The organism is Sulfuricurvum sp., assembly GCF_022759005.1.
GTDB lineage: Bacteria > Campylobacterota > Campylobacteria > Campylobacterales > Sulfurimonadaceae > Sulfuricurvum.
Genome location: NZ_JAEMQA010000062.1, coordinates 14,001 through 32,526, shown reverse-complemented (window position 1 = coordinate 32,526; position 18,526 = coordinate 14,001). Strand labels below are relative to the sequence as shown.

General features: G+C 42.9%; 14 protein-coding genes. 8 read left to right on the top strand and 6 right to left on the bottom strand.

All coding sequences use genetic code 11. The features are described 5' to 3' along the window. Positions 1 to 70: 70 nt before the first annotated feature. From JHC35_RS04220 to uvrC, 5 genes are all read right to left on the bottom strand, one after another. A complete protein-coding gene (locus tag JHC35_RS04220; protein WP_295042312.1) occupies positions 71 to 448 on the bottom strand; it encodes a response regulator in 378 nt (125 codons plus the stop codon). Positions 449 to 467: 19 nt separating this feature from the next. Further along, complete coding sequence (locus tag JHC35_RS04215; RefSeq protein WP_295042311.1) at positions 468 to 3,761, bottom strand: ATP-binding protein; 3,294 nt, start codon at positions 3,759 to 3,761, stop codon at positions 468 to 470. 26 nt (positions 3,762 to 3,787) lie between these two features. After that, positions 3,788 to 5,428 (bottom strand): hypothetical protein, encoded by a 1,641-nt coding sequence (locus JHC35_RS04210; protein WP_295042309.1) that lies wholly within the window; start codon positions 5,426 to 5,428, stop codon positions 3,788 to 3,790. Between the two features lie 8 nt (positions 5,429 to 5,436). Further along, positions 5,437 to 5,850, bottom strand: coding sequence for a PAS domain-containing protein (locus tag JHC35_RS04205; RefSeq protein ID WP_295042308.1), 414 nt, complete (start codon positions 5,848 to 5,850; stop codon positions 5,437 to 5,439). Positions 5,851 to 5,921: 71 nt separating this feature from the next. Continuing rightward, on the bottom strand, positions 5,922 to 7,730 hold the full coding sequence (uvrC, locus tag JHC35_RS04200; protein WP_295042306.1) for an excinuclease ABC subunit UvrC: 1,809 nt from the start codon (positions 7,728 to 7,730) through the stop codon (positions 5,922 to 5,924). Positions 7,731 to 7,755: 25 nt separating this feature from the next. On the opposite strand from uvrC, the gene JHC35_RS04195 reads away from it, so the two are divergent. Continuing rightward, on the top strand, positions 7,756 to 7,929 hold the full coding sequence (locus tag JHC35_RS04195; protein WP_295042304.1) for a hypothetical protein: 174 nt from the start codon (positions 7,756 to 7,758) through the stop codon (positions 7,927 to 7,929). Then, on the top strand, positions 7,919 to 9,361 hold the full coding sequence (gene nadB, locus JHC35_RS04190; RefSeq protein WP_295042302.1) for an L-aspartate oxidase: 1,443 nt from the start codon (positions 7,919 to 7,921) through the stop codon (positions 9,359 to 9,361). The genes JHC35_RS04195 and nadB overlap by 11 nt, the downstream gene beginning before the upstream one ends. On the opposite strand, the gene JHC35_RS04185 is transcribed toward nadB, so the two are convergent. Next, positions 9,343 to 10,671 (bottom strand): cation:proton antiporter, encoded by a 1,329-nt coding sequence (locus JHC35_RS04185; RefSeq protein ID WP_295042299.1) that lies wholly within the window; start codon positions 10,669 to 10,671, stop codon positions 9,343 to 9,345. The genes nadB and JHC35_RS04185 overlap by 19 nt on opposite strands. Positions 10,672 to 10,762: 91 nt before the next feature. Between JHC35_RS04185 and guaA the strand changes: the two genes are divergently transcribed. The 6 genes from guaA to JHC35_RS04155 all read left to right on the top strand — a co-directional run bounded on the left by guaA (position 10,763) and on the right by JHC35_RS04155 (position 18,511). Continuing rightward, the gene (guaA, locus tag JHC35_RS04180; protein WP_295042297.1) at positions 10,763 to 12,307 is read left to right on the top strand and encodes a glutamine-hydrolyzing GMP synthase; all 1,545 of its coding nucleotides are present in this window, start codon (positions 10,763 to 10,765) and stop codon (positions 12,305 to 12,307) included. A gap of 10 nt (positions 12,308 to 12,317) precedes the next feature. Beyond that, positions 12,318 to 12,956 (top strand): uroporphyrinogen-III synthase, encoded by a 639-nt coding sequence (locus JHC35_RS04175; protein WP_295042294.1) that lies wholly within the window; start codon positions 12,318 to 12,320, stop codon positions 12,954 to 12,956. Between the two features lie 294 nt (positions 12,957 to 13,250). Beyond that, positions 13,251 to 14,519, top strand: coding sequence for a phosphoribosylamine--glycine ligase (purD, locus tag JHC35_RS04170; protein WP_295042291.1), 1,269 nt, complete (start codon positions 13,251 to 13,253; stop codon positions 14,517 to 14,519). Beyond that, entirely contained in the window at positions 14,519 to 14,968 is a 450-nt protein-coding gene (locus tag JHC35_RS04165) for an RDD family protein (RefSeq protein ID WP_295042289.1), read from the top strand. Before purD ends, JHC35_RS04165 begins: the two co-directional genes overlap by 1 nt. Then, positions 14,961 to 17,102: an LPS-assembly protein LptD gene (locus tag JHC35_RS04160; RefSeq protein WP_295042287.1), complete on the top strand. Its 2,142-nt coding sequence runs from the start codon at positions 14,961 to 14,963 to the stop codon at positions 17,100 to 17,102. The genes JHC35_RS04165 and JHC35_RS04160 overlap by 8 nt, the downstream gene beginning before the upstream one ends. Before the next feature lie 11 nt (positions 17,103 to 17,113). Next, positions 17,114 to 18,511: an MlaD family protein gene (locus JHC35_RS04155; RefSeq protein ID WP_295042284.1), complete on the top strand. Its 1,398-nt coding sequence runs from the start codon at positions 17,114 to 17,116 to the stop codon at positions 18,509 to 18,511. The last annotated feature ends 15 nt before the right edge of the window (positions 18,512 to 18,526 follow it).

The following is an 18,526-nucleotide window of genomic DNA, read 5'->3' as shown; positions in this document are numbered from 1 at the left end:
CGTTCGTGGCAAAAGCTGTAAAAAAGAAAAAAATAGATTTCCCGTAAAACCGGGAAAGAAGAAAAAATAATTAGAGAGCGAGTTGTGTAATTTTCGCAACCACGTCTTTTTCGCGGACAGGTTTCATTAAAAAACCGTTCGCACCGCATTCTAACGCTTCCCCTTTTTTGGTCTCATCCGTTGTTAGAACGATTACGGGAAGTTGGCGGAGCGATTCATCGGCACGGATAACTTTTAGCATTTCAATTCCACCCATTACCGGCATGATAATGTCAAGCAAAATAATGTCAATATCGTTTTGCGACTTTAAGACACCGATTGCATCTGCGCCGTTTTTAGCTTCTACAACGGAGGAAACGTTCGGGGTTTTCATAAGCATTGTCTTCAACAGTTTCAGATTGATCATATCATCGTCTACTGCGAGAACTTTGAGTTTCTTGGTGTCCATTTAGAATTTCCCCATCCCCTTAGATAAATTTTTCAAAAACAAGACGCAATAGATCTTTATTGATGATATTTTTGATAATTTCATGAACGTACATGACATCATCCACATTTTCCGGAGCGCTTGGGTCGACAAGCATCACCAAAGAAATATCGCGATTAGTTGAGCGTATTGTATCATAGAGATCCTTGAGGTTAAGCCCGTTGAGTGTTTTATCAAATAATACAAGTTTGTAATTACCCTCACGCAATTGCGAAGTTAACTGATCGACAGATGTTGCTGTTTTATAAGAATATCCAAGATCATCAAGGATACGAGAAAAGAGTTTTAATTCCAACGTGTTTTGTTTCGCGATAAGAATATCGGCATCATAGGCTGATATGTGCTCATTTTGTGTTGAGTTGATCTCTCCATCGACATGGCTTTGGACTTCTTCAATAGCGGTCATTTCCGGCATTGGATCTTCAATGATCTGCGGTTCTTCGGAGATAACATTTTCCACGATCGGAGTTGTCTCATCTTCAGCAGATTGATCATCATCAATTGAAATGATTTCATTAGCTGATTTTGGAACCGCGTTGATCTCGACGATTTTATGAGAAAGGAAGTGATTCAACAGGGTAATGATTTCTGAACGTACTAACGGTTTTGTTGTATATTCATCCATACCGGCTGACATAAATCGTTCACGATCCCCTTTGAGCGCATTAGCGGTAAGCGCAATGATCGGAATATGGGTATGACCGTAGTCTTCTTCGAAATCCAAAATCTCATGTGTTGCTTCAATGCCGTCAAGTATCGGCATTTGGATATCCATGAAGATAATGTCGAAATTACCGTTTTTACGTTTTTCGAATGCTTCAAGACCATTATTGGCGATTGTGATTTCAAGACCTAAATCTTCAAGTGTTCTGCGGATCAGTTTTTGGTTGATTACATTGTCTTCAGCAACAAGTGCGCTTGCTGCAAAGCGAGAATTTTTCTCATCGAATTTTTTACGGCGAGAGAGTTTGACTTTACGACCGCCAAACGCTTCGGAATCATATGCTTCCAATGTCGTGCGGATTTTTGAACTGTTAAGCGGTTCGTAAAGGACTTTGAAAATATCGATTCCCATAGAATCGATTTTTTTCATGTAGAACGATTTGGTGATCAAAACCAATTGTTCTTGGGATGATGAGTAATTTAACAAATCGTCATCGCTGGAAAAATCGTTATCGACAAAGAGCAAGTCATAATTGACTTGACGTTCCAACATTTTGAGTTCATCCAACTCATGGAACGTAGTGTAGCTAACCCCGAAGTAGTCAAGATACTCTTTGAGATAGGTAGTTTGAAGTTTTTTCTTAGAGTGGCTCTCTAAAATGACTGCATTAATGTTAGAGAACGATCCTTTGAGCGACTCGTTGAGCGTTTCAATTTCTTCGAATTCAAGAGTAAAGAAGAACGTTGTTCCGTTGCCTGGTTCACTCTCAAGATCCAGTTTTGATCCCATCAATTCGACAAAACGGCTTGAGATGGTAAGTCCAAGACCGGTACCGCCGTATTTGCGAGTAATGGAAGTATCGGCTTGTGAAAATGCTTCAAAAATACGTGATTTTTGCTCACTCGTCACACCGATACCGTTATCTTTGACTTGGAAACGGACGCGCGCACGATTGAGTGTATCGCACTCTACGCGACGAATATCGACGCTGATTGCGCCGCCGCTGTTGGTAAATTTAACCGCGTTGGAGAGGAGATTGATGACAACCTCTTTGATTTTGGTAGGGTCCCCTTTGAGAGGGCGCTCAAGGCTTGGATCAATGTAGCAGGCGAGGTCAATATGTTTTTCGGAAGCACGTACGGCATACACTTCGACAGCACTTTCAAATTCATCCATCGGATTAAAGACGATCTCTTCGATTTCAAGTTTGTTACTCTCAATTTTAGAGAGGTCAAGAATGTTATTAATAATCTCAAGAAGATTTTCAGAGCTTTTTTCGATAATATCAATAAATTCGCGTTGTTCATCATGAAGTTCGGTATCTTTGAGGAGTTCCGTAAATCCTACGATACCGTTGAGTGGTGTACGAATCTCATGCGACATATTTGCCAAGAACATGGATTTGGCTTCGGATGCTTCCATCGCAAATTGTTTATCATTGATCGTTTGCTCAATGATGCGTTCCAAAAGGGTATATGCTTGTGCAGTACCTTCTGCGGTATCAAGGTTGATAGTGTGACTAAGAACTTCGGCTTCTGCATCATGGGTATCTTCAGCAACACGGCGGAGAACCGATTCTAGGTTTTTAATGTTGGTGGTAATCTCGGCAGTGAAGAAATACCCTAAAATAGCAACAAGTACACCTAAAATCCAGATAATAATTGCAATGGCAAGAATTTGTACGGCTTGGTTTTTGACCTCAGAAGCTCGTTCATCCATTGCATTAATCAATATTTTTTCGGCTTCATTGATGGCGTCGACTTTTTCAGAAATCATGGCAAACCAAACACCCGATTGGGTCTCATACGCTCCAGTTGTACTTTTTTGCAAAATAGCAGTACGTTCAGAGGTGATATCTAAATATAGTTCAGTATTGTCTTCACTATAGAGTGTTGATTGCAATTGAGTCTGAATCGCTTTGTTATTCATCCCTTCCAAGTTAAAGGTATCGGCTTTTGCGATCAAGGAGACCCATTTGTTCAACTCTTCTTCGGAAAGCGGAGTCGCACGTGAGAGAACATAGGTGATGTAATCACGTTCGATACTGCTGAACTCATTTGCCCGTACTAAAGAGAGATATGCATACGAGAGGGAATTGACCTCTTCATCAAAACGAAACAATGCAAGATCTGCGAGTTCATTAATCAGGCGGTCTTCGGTTTTTCCATAAAGATCACTGAAAATATGATTGAAATCGGCTGTTTTATTGTCAACGAGAGGACGAGAGATAAGGATGTTTTTTTTCAAATCGGCAATGAGTTTTGAAAGAGATGCGGCTTTAGCCGATTCAGCAGAGTTGCTTTGCTCGATAGCCGAAAGATACTTTTGATATTCATCGATTTTTTGATCAACAATAGTACGTTGTGCTTGCAGTGATTTTAGGGTAGTGGGAGAAGCATTTCCCATGTACATAACTGTCATACCGCGTTCGCGAGACAGATTGTTAATTAAATCGTTGAGTTGTTTGTTCCCTTCCAATCTCACTTGAAGTTGAGTAGCCCCTTTGTAGCTTAAATAGGAGTGATAAACGTAGTAGCTGGCTAGGGTAAATAGTACCAAAATTGGTAAAAGACTGATTACACGTAGCCGATTTCGAAGTCCTAATTGCATAATATCTCCTCTATTGTTGTAGGTTCTTATAGTTGTTCAAGATAACTATTAAGTCTTTTGGAGGCTTTGTTTGCTTCCTGGGCATCGTTCGTTTGGGACAATATAGCTAGTTCTGCGGAAATTTCGTTTAAACGCAGATTATCGCTGATCCCTTTGAGTTGAGCGGATGTTCTTTTCCATGCATGTGTATCGAATGCTCCGATCGCGGCGCTAATCTCTCTGGCTGCACGAAGCGCATCGTGTCTGTACTCTTCAACCAATTCGTTGAAAAAAGATTCTTCGATGCCGAGTTCACCCGAAATTTTCGCTTTATTATAGTGCAGCGGCTGAATCACTTCTTGCACAATTGTCAACGGCTTTTCGGGTTTAGCGAATTCTTCTATTGCTTCTTTAGTCGGTTCAATGGAAAAATCTTCATCAAGATGGATAGATGGGGCAATCTCTTCTTCATGAACGATTAGAGGTTCCTTCTCTTTTAGCGCGAAAGAATAAATCTCTTCGTTATCGTGTATCGGCTGTGTGATAGGAGTAGGTTTTGCAGCCACATCATTTGAGTTTTTCAGAGAAAATGTATGCAGATCATCACCTGGAGCTGCTGTTTCTGAAGTAAACGTATCAATTGGAAGTTCTTTGCCTTCAAGTTTGTCAATGATGGTATAAAAATATTTGAGATTAGCTTCGATTTCTATCGGATCAGATGAGGTATTGATAATACTGAGCGTTTCGAATGCATCTTCGATACGGAGATTGGCTGCTACCCCTTTGAGCTTGTGAGATAATATTTTGAGATTATTGATGTCCCCTTTTAAGACGGCTTCAAATAACTCTTCTTTGAATTCATGGGATTGCTGAATGAAGTCTCCGATAAATTCTTGAATCAAATCGACCGGCAAACCTAACTCTTTTGCGGCTACATTCGGATCGAAACGGTAGGATTTGTCAACTTTTAGGGTATTGATAAATGCTTTTTCCGCGTTGCTGTATTTTACGTCACCGAGCATAGGAAGATCGATTTTCGGTTCAGGTTTGACTCCCAAAATAGGTGCAGCAGCTTGTTCTATCGGATGGGCTGTTTCTTTGTTGAAATCATGTTCAAGCTCTTCGTCGGTGAGAGGAAGAGAAAGTTTGGCGTACAAATCGTCTATCGGTTCCTCAATATTTTCCGGTTCAGTGTATGGAGGAACATCTAGGACACCCGGTTCGCTCAACGTGGTCGGGGTGATATGCTTATAACTTGGTAGAACCGACGGTACCGGTTCGACACGAGGAGATGTCTGCGGTGAAGCTTTGATCTCATGTTCGATTTTCGGGGCAACGTGACGAGGTTTAAACTCTTCTCCGCTGATCGATTGGATATGGGTCATATTGACGACATAACCGCTTTGTGAAGGGCTATCAACCAAAAAGAGGCTGTTAACTTCTAAGGTACAGGAAAAAGTTCGACCGTTTCCGTGTACGATAGCAGAGCGCGCGTCCGAATCGGCATGCAGGAGAAAATCGATCCAGCCGAAACTTTTGAAGTTATGAATGTATCCCGGTTCTTTGGCGAAGAGATCGGCGACGTCGCCGCATACACTTAAAAGATCCTCTATTGTAGGATAATTTAAGAGTTTTAACCCCTCTTCATCAATCCCGATAAATTCTTGTTTATGGTTGTAAAATAGCACATTCCCCCCTATTTTTCTTGTTCGAGCATTTTACGGTAGAGCTCGGACGTCTCTTCAATATTTTTGCGAGAAGCCGGTTTGCGGGCTGCCATGTACCCTTTAACTTTTCCGTTTTCGTCATATGTCGGGGTCACTTCCGTATCAACCCAATAATAGCGTCCGTCTTTGCGTAAGTTTTTGACGAGACCGTGCCAAAGGGTTCCCGATTGAATGGTCTGCCACATCTGTGCGAATGCTGCTTTGGGCATATCGGGATGACGAATGATATTGTGCGGTTCTCCCACTAATTCATCCGCGGTATAACCGGAGATTTCACAAAATTTTCGGTTGGCAAACGTAATGAACCCTTTTAGATCTGTTTCGCTAACAATCGCGCGCCCTTCGAACTCGTATTCTTCATCCACCGGAGTAGGTTTTTGCATTCTTTGACCCCTTCGCTAAAAAAACTGCTGAAAACATATTCTGTGGAATATGGCATAAACTCCATAAAAGATTACTTAGAGTGAGCTTCTCCGTAATACTTTTGTATATTTTCGGCATCTTTTTGTCCGATAAGCTCTGTCAGTGTTTCTAAATCGCTTTGGGCTATTTTTTCGAAGGTACCGAAATAGTCAATCAGTTTATGAATTTTTGCTTGACTGATCCCCTTGAGTGTGAGTAGTTTGGATTCTTGGTCATTTTTGAGTTTGGTTTTTTTGTGGAAGGTTATAGCACTTCGATGGGCTTCATCCCGTAACATTTGGATGAATTGGAGACGCTTGTCGGTCGGTTCGAGTCGCAACAGCTCATTTTTGGTATGTAAAATATCGCGAGCAGACCCTTTTGCGCGGTGTGATTTGGCATCAATTTTCTCTTTACTGATGGCGATGACATCAAGATAAATTCCATGAGAAGTAAGCAAATCGACGGCCAGTGTCCGCAGTGTTGATCCGCCGTCGATGACCCATAAATCGGGAGGGGGATTAGACTCGAATCCTTCGATGCGACGACGAAGTATTTCCGACATTTGAGTGTATTCGTCACGGCTTTCGAGATGATAAGTGCGGTATCCTTTTTTGTCAAAATGGCCGTTTTCATAGGTGATCATTGCCCCTACGGTTGCCGTTCCTCCGTGATGGGAGTTATCAAAGACTTCAATTCGGTAGGGGAGTGTATCGAGGCTAAACAGCTCTTGGAGCTGATGCAATAGCATCTCTTTTGTCGGTTGAGGCGTTCGAAGCAGCTCTAACGCGTTCGTCATTGCCAAATCGATGAGCTCTTTTTTCCCCCCTCTTTGCGGCACTTCAAGATAGGCTTTTTTCCCGAAAAGCTGGCTTAGATGTTCGCTCACCCAATCACTGGATTCAAAAGCCGATGCGGTTAAAATCGGTGCAATAATCGGGGGTTTTTCAGTACCGTAGAAACTGATCAATGTCCGTTCATACGCTTCATCGAGTGAAAAATAAGGGGTAAGCGGAATAAAATCATGGGTACTGGACGCGACTTTGCCCTCACGGATAAAAAGACGGAGGATACAGCCGCGAGATTCATTGGTAGCGATAGCGAAAACATCGTAGTTTTCGGTCGATGCCATATCAATCTGCGAAGCGATTTCACTTTTGGAAATTCGCTCAATACGGTCTCGTAATGTCATCGCCTCTTCAAAGCGCAGAGATTCGGAATAAAATTCCATTTTAGCTTGGAGTTCTTTGATTAGGCGTCGTTTGTTTTGTATCCACTCGATCCCCTGTATTACCATAGGTAGATAATTTTCTCGTGGGATCGAAAATTCGCATGGGGCGAGACATTGCTGAGTCTGGTAAAAAAGACAGCTCTTTTTCCCTTTGAGACAACTCTTCTTTTGAACCAGTTTTAGCAGCTCATACAGAGAATCGAGAATATCGCGCGCACCAACGGAAAAGGGGCCAAAATAGCGTACCCCTTTGCCTTTGATGATTTTTCGAGTGAGCTCAAAACGGGGATAGGCTTCGTCCATATCGACGTACAGGTACGGATAGGTTTTATCATCACGTAGGAGAATATTGTATTTGGGTTTGAGCTGTTTGATGAGAGAGTTTTCCAAAATGAGCGCATCGTGTTCGTTCTCAACGATGATATAGTGGAGACTTGCAGTTTCTGAAAGCATTTTTTGAATCCGCAACGATAACGTTGTTTTGGCTGAGAGCTTAGGGGTTAGATTAAAATAGCTTTTGACCCGTTTTGAGAGATTTTTGGCTTTTCCGATGTAGAGTATTCTTCCTGAATGATCCAAATATTGGTAAATTCCCGCTTGGTGCGGCAAGGAGCGGATTTGTTCGATCATCGTAAAAACTCTTAATGAATAATTTATGGTAGCTATTATAACATCCGTCATTAAAGAAAAAGGGAAAATAGATATGGCGAAGATAGTTGCTGGTATCATTATAACCGCCGTAATTGTGCTCTTGAGCGGATGCGGTTACAAAGCTCCACCATATTATGAGAAACCTGTAGCGGCAAAGGAATCGTCCGTTGCGTTATGATGTTGTTATCATCGGCTCGGGAGTTGCGGGATTATATGCTGCCATTGCTTTGCCGAAACATTTGAAAGTACTGATTATCAATAAATCCAATCCGTGGGAATGTAATACTTATTATGCTCAAGGGGGTGTTACGACTGCCTATAATGATGATGATATCCCCTCGCATGTGCAAGATACTCTTGATGCGGGTGCTGGGATGTGTAATCTGCCGGCTGTGAAGTTGATGAGCGAAAATTCCCAAGGGGTTATTCGTGATTTGATAGCGCGCGGATTTCAGTTTGACTGTGATGAAGAGGGTAATCTTCTTTATACGAAAGAAGCAGCACATTCGAGAAGTCGGATACTTCATGCCGGAGGAGACGCAACAGGGCGTCATCTACACTTTTTTTTACTGGGGCAAAACCCTCATCCGATGCTCAGCGATACGACGGTGATTGATTTGTTGATAGAGAACAATCGGTGTTGCGGTGTCGAGGTTGTTACTGGAGGTAACCGTAGAACCATTTTGGCAGATAATGTGGTCATTGCGAGCGGTGGGGTCGGATCGTTGTATGAATATCACACGAATGCGTTTACGATCAGCGGAGAGCTGCATGGCATCTGTATTGAAAAGGGGATTGAACTCGAATCGATGGAGATGATGCAGTTTCATCCGACGGTGTTTGTTGCAAATAACTGGGCACGTAAACAGCTTCTATCCGAAGCGTTGCGGGGAGAGGGAGCGCATGTTGTCGATGAGAACGGCTATCGTTTCTTGTTTGAATACGATCCTCGCGGAGAATTGGCACCGCGAGATATTGTGAGCCGTGCAATCTTTGATTACCGCCAGCGTACCCAAAAAAAGGTTTATCTCTCATGTGAGCATTTTGAGGGGGAGTACTTCAAAGAACGGTTTCCGAATATCTATAAATCGTTGAATGATTTAGGATTCCATCTCCCAAAAGAACGGGTTCCGATCTCTCCGGCATTCCATTATGCCGTTGGGGGGATAAAAACCAATCTGGATGGGAGTATCCCCAGTATCCAAGGGCTGTATGCGGCCGGTGAAGCGGCATCGACAGGTGTGCACGGAGCAAATCGCTTAGCAAGCAACTCATTGTTAGAGGGGCTTGTATTTGCTAAAAAAGCGGCGGAATCGATTTTAAAGAACTCTTCGCACGGATGCAGCGAAAGTTTTGAGATAGGGAACGAGCCTCTCGAAATAGAAGGCGACAAAGAGAAAAAAGATGAACTGCGACGGATTATGTGGGAAAATGTCTCAATCAAACGTACTCCGAAAGGGTTAAATAGCGCTTTGCAGGCGATTAATACGATGTTGGAGACAAATATCGGAAGACTGCTCCGTTTGCGGTTATTGACAGCTCAGAGCATTGTTACATCCGCGATTAAGCGTACCGAGTCGATCGGGGTCCATTATATTGTTTCTGCTTGATCGTGTTTTTCATGATAATGTGCTGCCATTTTGAGTAAAAACGGGACACTTAAATTTAGAATAAAGGCGCTCACAGAGATCAGAAGCAAATCACCGCTGTCGATCAGCTTCATCGAAAAAGCTGACATGGCAACGAGAAAGGTTACTTCAGCACGCCCTTGCATAGCGATTCCGATCAACGAAGATGAGCGCCAAGAGAGACCATTGATATAGTGCGCGGTGAAAGAAGCTGCTAAGAACTGACCTCCAAATAAAACGGCCGCTAATAAAACTGCTTTGCTAAGGACACTTAGAAGCAGTGAAACACTGGCTATTTCCATATGCAATCCAATACTGATGAAAAAAATCGGAGCAAAAAAGTAGAGAGTTAAAAAACGTAGTTTTTCGATCGCATCATGAAAAAGTTCATCGTTTGATTCACCTTTGTGCGAAAAATGATCTTTGTTGATGATTAATCCCATAAAATACGCTCCGAGTGCTACGCTGGTTTCAAAAAATTCTGCAATATACGAGCCGATAAATGCAAGGAATATCATAATAACAATGGCAGTATTAATCTCTTGACGCCCTAAAAAATTGACGGCACCGGCATGGTGGTAAATTGTACTTTTGGTTTTATTCAGCCAAAGTAAAATGGGGCTCTCTTTTTTGAGTGAAGCGGTAGGATTAAAGAGAAAAAACAGATAAGCGATAAGCCCCATGACAATGCTGAAAAAAAGGAAGTTGGAGACGGGATGAACCATTAACGCTCCAATCGAATCGAGCGAAATTTGCAAAGAGGCTGACTGTTGTAGTGAAACGAGAATCCCTCCGAGTACTCCCCACAGAATCAGTGAGAGGACGTCGTCGGTCAGAGCAGCAGCTACGATAATCGGTTGAAGACGTGATTTCGCACTGAAAGTGAGAGTATTAAGGGTTAAAAAAGCGATTCCGATGGAAGTCGGGGCGAATGCCATTCCGAAGACGAGGGATTTGATGACATCGTGAGTCAGTAAATAGGTAACAAGATAAATAGCGGCAAAAGGGAGGATGATTCCGGCAATAGCAATTTTCCAGCCGCTTTTTACCCCTTTGACAAAACTTTTTAGGTTCTCTTCGAGTCCCAGATAGAAAAAGAGAAAAATGGTTCCGATAAAAGCAAAGGTCTCAATGATCGAAGAATGAGGTGAGAGTACATGGATATTGACGGCCAAAAGTCCTCCAATGAGGTAAAAAAGAACATCGGCAATCCCCGTTTTTTTAGAGCTCCAAAGAGAGGCTATGATAATAATCAAAAGGTTAATTAAAACAAGTGTGGTACTATTTTCCATCAAATAAAGCCTCTTTTTTGTGTGATTGTATCAAATCTTAAACAAGTTTAGAGTATCCTTTTGCATTAATAATGATCACAAAGGCTAAAGCGTGAAAGATGTCAGTATTATCGTTCTTGATTTTGGTTCACAGTATACACAGTTGATCGCCCGACGACTCCGTGAAGATAAAGTGTACTGTGAAGTACTTCCGTATCACACTAAAATCGATGCGATCAAAGCTAAAAATCCAAAAGGGATTATCCTCAGCGGCGGACCTTCATCCGTGTACAATAAAGACGCTTATGAAGTGGATCAAGGGGTGTATACTCTGGGCATTCCGGTACTTGGAATTTGTTACGGTATGCAACGTATTGCCGTCGATTTCGGCGGAAGCGTTATACGAAGCGATCACCATGAATACGGCAAAGCGGAACTCACCATCGATATGACGCAACATTCCGTTTTGTTTGAAGGGTGTGAGGATGAGCGTGTCGTTTGGATGAGCCATTCAGACAAAGTAGATAGATTGCCGGAAGGTTTCGTACCGATCGCTTATTCTCCGAACTCTCCGTATGCGGCGATTGCCGATGAATCACGCCAAATCTATGCGATGCAATATCACCCAGAGGTCAACCACTCCGAAGAGGGGTATTTGATGCTCCGCAACTTTGCCCGCAAAATCTGCGGCATTACCGAAAAATGGGATATGGGGCATTTTCTCAAAGAGCAGATCGTCAAAATCCGTGCCCAAGTGGGTGAGGGGAAAGTTCTCTGTGCCCTCAGCGGCGGTGTTGACTCTTCGGTTGTTGCGGCATTGTTGTACGAAGCGATTGGGGATCAATTGATTCCTGTTTTCGTTGATAACGGATTGCTCCGCAAGGGGGAACGCGAGTCGGTTGAAAATATTTTCAAAGTACACCTCAAAGTACCTCTCATCGTGGCGGATGCGGCCGATAATTTCCTCGGAAAACTTGCAGGTGTAACCGATCCGGAGCAGAAACGCAAAATCATCGGGCATACGTTTATCGAAGTATTTGAAGCCGAAGCGAAAAAACATGACGGGATCAAATTCCTCGCGCAGGGGACACTCTATCCCGACGTTATTGAATCGGTTTCAGTGAATGGTCCATCCGTCACGATCAAATCGCATCATAACGTCGGCGGATTGCCTGATTGGATGGATTTCGAACTGATTGAGCCGTTGCGTGATCTGTTCAAAGACGAAGTGCGTAAACTTGGGATCGAACTCGGTCTCCCTGAGTCTTTGGTGAATCGCCATCCGTTCCCTGGACCAGGTTTGGGTATCCGCATCATGGGTGAGGTGAACAAACCGGATTTGGATTTGCTGCGTGAAGCGGATGCTATTTTACTCGACGAACTCAAAGCGAGTGGATACTACACCAAAACATGGCAAGCGTTTGCCGTTCTTTTGAACGTCAAATCAGTCGGGGTTATGGGTGATAACCGTACGTATGACAATACCGTATGTGTTCGTGTCGTCGAAGCGGTAGACGGGATGACGGCAACGTTTGCCCATCTTCCGCACACGTTGTTGGAGCGTATCAGCCGTCGTATCATCAACGAAGTGGACGGAATTAATCGCGTTGTGTATGACATCAGCTCAAAACCTCCCGCAACGATTGAGTGGGAATGAGGCGCACCCTTTGCGCCCGATCTATCTGATCTCAAAAACTCCCCATCCGGGAGTCATTCATATCCCGATTCTCACTATCTCTTTTTTAAAACCGGTGATTGATTTTACCCGATACGACGGGATAATTCTGACCTCTAAACAAGCTGTATTGGCACTTGAAGATTATACTATTGACTGGGGACGTCTTCAGTGTATATGTGTCTCTGAAGGTACCGCAGATGCCGCACGGGAGGCGGGTGCAAGTCATGTTGCAGTCGGAGATGGATACGGAACCTCTCTTCTTGCACTGCTGAAATCAAAAGGTCGCTCTCAGCGGTGGCTCTATCTGCGTCCAAAAGTGATCGCAACTGAATGGGTTGAGGCAGCGCGCACTGAGGGGATATGGATCGATGAAGCGATAGTGTATGAGACAACCTGCAATAAAGAAGCACGGGGAATATCGATAGCGTCGAATGCGATATTGGTTTTTACATCTCCATCATCTATAGCGTGTTTTTGCGCATCGTATTCAATCCTTCCGACCCATAGTATTGTAGCTATCGGTAAAACGACAAGAGATGCTTTCAGTAATGCTAAAGAGGTCTTGGTAAGCCCTAAAACCAGTGTTGCATCGGCAGTAGAATTGGCACAAAATATTGCCCAAAAGTGATCTGCGTTTTAAGCATTTTGAGGATATAATTGTATTCTCTGGGTGAAGCGACTAATCGCATTTTGAGGGTTCTACATATTCATGGAGTCGCAGCCGTAGTCGTCTTTGAGTGTCGGTGGTCTCGTTTGAATGTATTTTTTACGTGAGAGATTGTCGCCGGAAAAGACGCTCGAGCGGCTTTTTTCGGCTTTGAGAACCGAAGCTACTGCGAAACGCCCGCCCGGGCTTTATTATCTGATCCAAAGCGTGTTTGGACGGTTTGGATAAGCTAATTAAATTTTTTCAAGGTGATCTATGCGAGTAATGGTAATCGGTAGCGGCGGACGCGAATTTTCAATCGGGCGGGTGTTGAAACAAGACCCTGCGGTAAGTGAGCTTTTTTTCGCTCCGGGTAACGGTGCTACCGAAATGTTGGGAATCAATGTTGCCATCAAAGACTATGAAGCACTCGCCGAGTTTGCACGGGAAGAAAAAATCGATTTGACGATTGTAGGACCAGAGGGACCTCTCAGTGATGGTGTTGTCGATGTGTTCAAAGCCAAAGGATTGGTGATTTTCGGTCCAAGCAAAGCCGCAGCGCAGTTAGAGGGGTCAAAAGTGTATATGAAAAACTTTTTGGCCAAATACACTATCCCGACGGCGCGCTACATCGAAACCGATCATATCGGAGATGCGTTCAAATTTATCGAGTCTCTGAGTGCACCGATCGTTGTCAAAGCGGACGGTTTGTGTGCAGGAAAGGGCGTTATCATTGCGATGAGCCATGATGAAGCAAAAGTTGCCGTCTCTGAAATGCTCAGCGGCAAATCGTTCGGTGATGCCGGTAAGAGGGTTGTCGTCGAAGAGTTTTTGGACGGATATGAACTGTCGATGTTTGCTCTGTGTGACGGGAAAGATTTTATCCTCCTTCCTGCGGCACAAGATCATAAGCGCTTATTGGATAACGATGAGGGACCAAATACCGGAGGGATGGGTGCGTATGCTCCAACTCCGCTTGTTGATGATGTGATTTACGAAAAAGTAAAAGATCGGATTGTTCGTCCTACACTTGCAGGGATGCAGCAAGAGGGGGCACCGTTTGAGGGAGTTCTCTTTATCGGATTAATGATTGTGAACGGTGAACCGATTACTTTGGAATTCAACGTCCGTTTCGGTGATCCGGAGTGTGAAATTTTGATGCCGTTGCTCAAGACTCCTGCAAGTGAGTTGTTTTACAAAGCTGCGACGAAACAACTCGATACCCTCAACGTCGAATTTTATGACAAATATGCCGTCGGTGTCGTTATGGCAAGCCGCAATTATCCCTATGATAATTCCGAACCTGCAGAAATTATTGTCGATGCGATTCATCATGATGAAATTATCGAAAATACCCATATTTCCTATGCGGGAGTGAGCAAAGAAGACGATAAACTCTATGCTACCGGTGGACGCGTGTTGGTGTGTGTCGGAGTCGGTGAGAGCATTAAGCAAGCGCGCGACCGTGCCTACATGCTCTGCGGACAAGTTCATTTTGCGGGTAAAAAATTGCGTGGCGATATCGCGTATCAGGCACTTCGCTGATGGATGAAAAACTCGATTCCCTTTTGGAACGTGAGCATTTAACGCTTGCTTCGATACGGCAGCGCGCAGCTGCATTTGGAATCGATGAAGTTCTTTTGTCCATTATTTTGATCATAATTTTATCGGGGCCGATTTCGAAAGCGACGACGTTAGAGGCTATGATTGCGGTGACCAATAGTTTTCTTCTTGAATATATGGCGATCAAAATTGTCTATCAAACATTTTTTACGATGCAGTACGGTGCGACGATCGGAAAAATCATTATGAAAATTCGTGTTATTGAAATCGCTACTCTCTCCAATCCCAGTTTTTTAAGCGCATTTAACCGCAGTGTATTTCGGATTATCAGTGAAATCCTTTTTTATCTCGGATTTATTTGGGCTATGCTTGATCCATATCGTCGGAGTTGGCATGATCGAACCGGAAGGACGTTGGTAGTTAATGGATAAGTTATATTGGATCAGCTTGATCGCATCAACTGTGCTTTTGGGTGAAGATCGTGTAGAACTTTATGGCACCAATGTTGATGCCAACGGTTCAATTGCTACTGCGACAGGGAATCCTGTTGCGCTTTATCAAGATCAGATTATCAGTGCTGATCAGCTGACGTATGATCGTAATACCAGCGTTATGGAAGCGTCCGGAAAAGTCAATGTCTTCAAAGGGGGACAGTACCATACGATCAGTCATTATTCTCGAATAAATTTTGTAGACGATACCCGATATTCTGCTCCCTATTACGGGATCGATCAGGAAAGTGGCTTATGGATAAGCAGTGCTGAGGCACAATCGTGTGAACATGATATTGATTTAAAAAACGGAATGGTGTCTGGGTGTAATTCGGCGGATCCACTGTGGAAAATCCGTTTTAGTAGTGGTGATTATAATACGGACAATATGTGGGTCAATTTGTACAATGCCCGTTTAGAAATTGAAGACGTTCCGGTTTTTTATCTTCCGTATTTTGGCTATTCGACGGACAAAACACGTCGAAGCGGATTATTGATTCCGACATTTGGGGTATCAAGCACAGAAGGTTTTCGGTACATGCAGCCGATCTATTTCGCACCTAGAAACTGGTGGGATTTGGAACTTCGTCCTCAAATTCGCACTTCTCGCGGTTCAGGAATATATGGTGATTTTCGCTTTGTTGACACGGCATCTTCACAAGGTTCACTTCGCTTTGGGTATTTTAAAGAACAAAGTCCATATGCGTTAGAACATGATTTAGCTCATATCAAGCACTATGGATACGATGTTAAATATCGGCATAATGCTCCTTTGCGGGAGTGGTTCGATTTGGATCTTGAAGGAGAATCGGGACTCTATGTGGACGGGAAGTGGATGAACGATGTCGATTATCTCAACCTTCAGCAAAGTGATGAAACAAAAAATATAACGGCAAATCAAATCTTATCCCGTATTAACTTTTATTACAGTAATAAAAATGATTATTATGGAAGCTATTTTAAACACTATCAATATTTGAATGTGAATAGTAACGGAGAAACAATACAAACCCTTCCAACACTCCATTATCATCGTTATCTAAAGAGCTTTTTCGATGATTATCTACTTGTGAGTGGTGATGCAACCGCAACACATTACTATCGTCCTACGGGAAAAAGGGCGATAGAAGGGAATTTCAATGTTCCGCTAACCTTGCAAACAGCATTATTCGATGATTTGATTGAAGTAAGTTATACATCTAACGCTTCGGCAAAAGTGATCGGATTTTATGCGAATGAACGACCAAATGAAACTGGTAGCATATATGAACAGGGAAAATATGCTCAGCTTGATCATACATTTAATATTGGTACGACTTTAGTCAAATCATATGATCAAAATTTGACACATATCCTCAATCCTTTTGCAGGTTATACGTCAGCGGGGAGTCGTTATTATAGCGGGTATTATAAAACGTATCATTCAAACGGAGAATGTGTTGCAGGCAACACAAATCCAGCATGCGAGTTTTATACCCTTTCTAATCCTTCTGACACTTTATCGATGGGATTTAATAACTATTTGTTTAAAAATGGGCACCAAGCATTGATGGACCGTTTATCTCAAAACTTTCGATACGACGATCAGGGGAGCTATTACGGCGAACTGCAAAATGAATTAGAGTGGAAAATTAGTGAAGCTATTTCGATTTATAATCAAACTGCTTTTAATCATGATCGTAACCGAATTACAAAAGAGCAAAATACATTGCGCTATAATAGTGAAATTATCACAGCCGGCATTGGTCACTATTACAGTGACCAACTAAGAAATAATATTCCAACTTATGCATCATATTGGACAGCAGATGCAGCATATCGGTATAATCGTTTTTATAGATATTTTATGAATGTGGCATACGACTATCATGAATCGTTGATGAAACGAGGTGAGGTTGGGCTATTGTATTCGCAACGTTGTTTCGATTTAGGAATTCGATTTGTACAAAATCGTCGTCCAGTTTTAACGAATACGTATGCTAGTGACTCAGTGAATGACTCATATATTTTCATTAGCATTATTTTAAAACCGATTGGTGGCTCAGAATTTAATTATAAACGCACCAAAAATTAGAGAGGAAACGTATGAAACTGGAAGCGAAAATCGGTCTTTTTGTTGTCATGGCACTGGGTGCTCTGCTGTTTCTTTCGACACAAGTGACATCACTTGGTAAATGGGGCAAAGAGGGGTATCTGATAGAAGCTTACATTGAAGATGCTTCGGGGATAGAAAAGCATACTCATGTACTGATGAACGGTGTCACGATCGGAGATGTCAATGATCTGAGCATTGAGGGAAAAAGGGTAAAGCTGACCCTTATGATCGATAAAGGGGTTAAAATCCCGAATGATTCTTCGGTCATTGTCGCACAAGAGTCGCTATTGGGATCGAAAGTGATTAATATCGTCGTCGGTGATTCAAATGCTTATATGCAAAACGGAGGAGTCCTCTCACAATCAAAGCGATATGCTTCCTTCGATCAAACGAGTGATTCAGTAAATGCTGCGGCTAAAGAGCTTGAATTGCTTTTGCGCGATTTTAGATCGACGCTGGATGAAGAGCACCGAAAAGCGATCCAAGATGCCATTATTGCATTCCGAAATGTGGGTGTGAATCTTGATGGAGTAATCGTAGAGAACAGAGACGATTTACATGCTGCAATCGCTAATTTTAGAGCGATGTCGGCAGGGTTTGGGCAAACAGCCGATACCGTCAACAAAGATTTGCCGGAGATTATGGCTCGGATCAATTCATTGACGACACGGATGGATAATATCAGCGGTTCGCTAGAGCATAAACTTCCTGAAGCGGTCGATAAATTTACCAAGATTGAAGACAATGTCAGCGTTATTTTGACCGAAAATCGATCCTCTCTCAAAGATACGATTACGAATGCGGGGTCATTTTTCAAAAGCGGAGAAGAGACTTTCGGAAAACTTGATTCGATGTTGGGCAGTTTGACCACAAGTGAATTGCAAGTGGCAATGCACACCGATTATATGATGCGCGATCAGTACGGCAAAGTCTATTTGGGTGTAAACTATCTTCCGAATCCGGAAACATACTATATGTTTGATCTCATTAGTACGGACGATTATTCAAAACCGACTCTTCCGGTTAAACATGAAAAAGGGAAAAACTATTACTCGTTACAGTACGGGAAACGATTCGATGATACATTGCTCCGCTTTGGGGCAATCGAATCGACCGGCGGAGTCGGGGTTGATTATTTTATGAACCATGATAAACTCAAATTCAGTGCGGACGCCTTTGATTTTAATGCAGTGAACGATGTGCGTGGAACACATGCCCACCTCAAAGCTCAAGTGCGCTATCAAATGCTCAAGCATCTCGAACTGTACGGTGGATGGGACAATTTCCTTAACCCGGAATCTCAGAATGTTTTCATGGGTCTAGGATTGCGATTTATCGACAGCGATTTGAAATATGTCGTCGGTGGCGCTTCTTCTATGAAGCGATAAAAAAATGGAGAATGA